Origin of the sequence: Hungatella hathewayi WAL-18680 (genome assembly GCF_000235505.1) — a bacterium.
GTDB lineage: Bacteria > Bacillota > Clostridia > Lachnospirales > Lachnospiraceae > Hungatella_A > Hungatella_A hathewayi_A.
Genome location: NZ_JH379027.1, coordinates 2,990,082 through 2,992,593 on the forward strand (window position 1 = coordinate 2,990,082; position 2,512 = coordinate 2,992,593).

General features: G+C 48.7%; 2 protein-coding genes. Both read right to left on the reverse strand.

Annotated elements, in window-relative coordinates:
* The coding region (locus HMPREF9473_RS26255; protein ID WP_187388708.1) for a CotH kinase family protein at positions 1 to 984 on the reverse strand (984 nt) is incomplete at its 3' end.
* Positions 985 to 993: 9 nt separating this feature from the next.
* Entirely contained in the window at positions 994 to 2,475 is a 1,482-nt protein-coding gene (gene pelG, locus HMPREF9473_RS13465) for an exopolysaccharide Pel transporter PelG (RefSeq protein WP_034858415.1), read from the reverse strand.
* Between the last annotated feature and the right edge of the window lie 37 nt (positions 2,476 to 2,512).

Consider the following 2,512-nt stretch of genomic DNA (forward strand, 5'->3'; position numbering starts at 1 on the left):
GAGCAGCAGCCAGTTCTCATAGTTATCCCGGTCAAAATAGGTATCGATTATCTCATTGATATCCGTGGAGTTATCATTGATAACATCTATCAGTTCCAGCAATCGCCCGTTATCCTCCCGCCCTTTGCATTTGACTACCGTCTCCATCTGTTTCAAATCAAAGTCCTCGTCGTCAAAATTCTTCAGGAACTCGTTGGGCTCAAAATTAAAGGAGATGGCCTTGTATAAATAGCCGGAGCGGTCCAGGCCATGATTGCTCAAATACTTCTTGGTGGGCACCTCCGCCTGGGTATAAAATCCATAGTCCGTAAAAACCTCCTCCCCGGCCGTCTCATCCTTCACGAAAAGGCGGGCAAACTGGGTCCGGATGCTGGGCACCTCCGGCACCTCCTTCGCCAGATCAAAATATAATTTATTCCGGAATCTTGGCGCATCAAAAATATGCTTGTTCAGGGCAATGTTGGACTGTCCCCTCCAAAGCCCGGCATTGTCATCGAGAGCCAGTTTGTAGGACTTCTGCGGCATTATGGAGGAGCTGTTCCCACGGATACGGATGGAAGCGTTGCTCGCCGTCTCCCCATATCCCAGCATTCCCTGCTTCGGCCCCTCACTGTCTCCCACCTGGACCAGCGCTTCCGCATAGACATCATTATCCACATGGGCGTCATTTAAAAAACGGACGGCATTCTTCACCTCATCAAAGGTATGATTGGTCCCTGCCCCCTCATTTCCCATCCGGACCGTCACATAAAAATAGACAATACTGTCCGGGTCATCTTCGGAATAGACGTTCATGTCTTCCCGCAGCCCGCCATCATCAATCGTCCCTTCGGCAATGATATCCCCATTCTCCGTCTGCTCACTCTCCTGTGTTTCCGGCTCTGCCGTTTCCTGCTCCCCGCAGCCGCCAAGAGCCGGAGTCATAACCAGGACCAGGGCCAGAAGGGCCGGTATCACGCGGAGACTCCTCTTTCCTTTATTCATGTTCATATGTTATCGCTTCCTTTTCGTTTTCACTAGTCTCTTCTCTAAACTTTTTTCCAGCTTTCTCACCTGGAAGGACGCTTTCTGGAACACCCCTTCCGTCTCTTTATAAAACAGGGGCTGCTCACAGAAAACATGATATTCCAGCTTCTGGATATAGCGGTGCAGATACACCAGCCCGCAGACGGAAGTCACCACGGCCGCCGCTAGAAAGCCGATTCCATATGCCTCTATGTCAAAACGCAGGGCAATCACGGAGAACAGCACGCTGAGCACCGCAAATTCCATCGAAAACAGGCAGGCGCCCTTTCTGTCATCAAAATACAGCAGCAGGATAATCAGGCTCTTTAACAGCATATAGAAACAGTATCCAAAGCATAGATATCGGTAAATAATCAGCATTTCCCTCTCAAAACCGATATATCCCAGTATATTTCCCAGAAAGCTGACACAGACGATTTCCACGAAAAACTGGATTTCAAACACGTGGGCCAGCTCCCGAAACAAGGTCTTCTCCATGGCCGTCCGCTCAAAACGGATATTGGACAGCGCTCCTCCATACTGAATGCTGTCAAAATACCGGCGGTACGCTTTATAGAAATTCACCTCCAGAGAGACTACAAATATAATCAGAAACGGAATGATGGTGATGCTGGCAAAGAAACAGGGCACGTCATACTTCATACAGTAGACCATTCCCCGGATCACCTCCACCCGGTAATCGGAAAACCAGTACACAAAATTGTGTCCAAACAGTCCCACCGCCATGAAAAATCCCACGGCAATCAGGATTTTGTATTTATCCAGGGATGGGAAAAAGATAAACAAATCTATCTCCCCCTTTGGATAGAAGCAGACAAGTTCCCGCATATACATTAACATCATTACGAAAAAGCCCACCACCGATGCCAGAAAGGAGGCCGTCAGTGTATTCATCCCCACAAAGGAGAACACCACCGCAAGCCCCACGGACACGATGGCCGCCACCAGAAAGCCCAGCAGAACCCTGGTATATTTCTTGATGGCCGACAGATAGGACATCTGTACCCAGACAATCAGCATAATGCCAAACTGGAGAAGATTCAGCACTTTGTGAACCGGCGGAATCTTTAAAAACAAAACATATGGGATGCCTATCAGCACTCCGGCTATCACCAGATAAAAAATAAAGCTGTAAAAGGAAGGAAGAATCTGGTCCATCCGCTCCTCATAGATGCAGTCCGAGATATAACGGCTGGCAAACATCAGCACCGTGTTGGAGAGTATCAGCGAAAATATCATGATATAGGTAGTCGTAATCAGGAAAATCTCCTGGCTTCCGTAGGAGGCGCCGGCCACCTGCATGATTTTCCGAAGGGCAAACATCATCACCATGCAGAGTATCATGGGACCTTCCGTCACCACGGCCGATATGATGTAGGCGTTGGCAGCTCCCAGATAGCCCCGCTTTTTTGTAAACAGTTTCTTTAACTCAAACCCTACTCCTGCCAATGACATTCACCTCCTGGTACAGCTTTTCATAGGCAGA